The organism is Pseudomonas sp. CGJS7 (assembly GCF_036961695.1).
Map to the genome: position 1 here is coordinate 1 of NZ_JBAMDI010000290.1, position 1,538 is coordinate 1,538.

General features: G+C 59.9%; 1 protein-coding gene. It reads right to left on the reverse strand.

From position 1 onward, the window contains the following. A partial coding sequence (locus V7787_RS52735) for an immunoglobulin-like domain-containing protein (protein WP_336095445.1) occupies positions 1-1,538 on the reverse strand: 1,538 nt, incomplete at both ends.

The following is a 1,538-nucleotide window of genomic DNA, read 5'->3' on the forward strand; positions in this document are numbered from 1 at the left end:
GCCGCCTTCAGTGACCGACGGGGTCGCGGTCAGCTTCGCCACGACTTCGTCGAGGGTGTCGGTCACTTGAACCGAAGCAGCACCGCCCAGTTGCAGGTTCTCGAACGCAGCACCAGTGGCGTCCACCGCCGAGTTGATGCCCAGGCTGATCTGGCCCGCATCCTGATAGACGTCATCGCCTTGCGCGTCGTGGGTGTACGGCGCGCTGGTCTCGCCGGCCTTGATGGTGACCTGAGCGTTGTTGCTCAGGGTCACGACCAGGTCGTGAGCCAAGGCGGTGTTGATGTGTACGGTGAACGTCGGTTTGACGTTCTCGGCTACCGAGGTCTGGTCGGCCGTGATGGTGACCTTGACGATGTCGCCTTCGTTGCCTGGAGTGCCTGGCTCGTCAGTGACGGTAGTGCTGACGGGGGTCTTGTCCAGGTTCAGGTTTTCGAACTTCCACGCATCTGCGCCGCTGACGGCGTCGATGGCATTGACCACCGGCGCGTTGGTGCCGACATAGACGTTGTCTGGTGCAGCTACAGTTGCCGATCCGGTGGTGCTGTTGGCCGCCACGACGACGGTGGTGCCGTCGGTCAGCTTGAAGTACAGCTCCGAGTGGTTGTTGATCGGCAGACCATCTTTGTTGGTCAGGGTGATGGTGTAGGTGATCTCGCCACCTTCGGTCACCGAAGGGGTGGCGGTCAGTTTGGCCACCACTTCACTTATAGTGTCCGAGATCTCAACGGTAGCCGGGCCACCCAAGGCCAGCTTCTCGAAGGTGGCACCCGGTACTGTAGCGTCGGTAACACTGAGCGTGATGGAGCCTGCATCAAGATAGACGTCATCGCCCTGAACCGAGGTCTTGTACTCGACTTCGGTCTTACCGGCTTCGATCGTCACGGTGTCGCCGTTAGACAGGGTTACGGTCAACGGACGGTCCAGCGCCTGGCTTACTTTCACAGTAAAGGAAGGCTGCTGGTCTTCGGTCACATTGCCATTGCTGACAATACTTACGGTGACGGTATCGATGCTGTCATTGATGACAGTCGAGGCTGGGGTCGGATTCGGAGTCAGCTGTTCGAAGTTGCCGCCCGTGGCGCTCTCGATGGTGACGCTGACGGTCGAGCCATTGTTGTAGACGTCATTCGCCGGGGTCTGGAAATCAATGCTGCCCTGGGTTTTACCGGCTTCAACGGTAATGGTTTGGCCGTTGGACAGGGTCACGGTCACCGGCGTCTGGGCAGGATTGCTCAGGGTCACGGTGTAGGTGATAACGCCGCCTTCGATGACGCTTGGCGAGGCGGTCAGAGTCGCGGTGGTGGTGTCGACCGAGTCGTTGATCGTGGTCTGAGCCGGCGTCGGGTTCGGGGTCAGTTGCTCGAAATTACCGCCTGTGGCGTTCTCGATGGTGACACTGACAGTCGAACCGTTGTTGTAGACGTCATTCGCCGGGGTCTGGAAATCGACGCTGCCCTGGGTTTTGCCGGCTTCAACGGTAATGGTTTGGCCGTTGGACAGGGTCACGGTCACCGGCGTCTGGGCAGGGTTGCTCA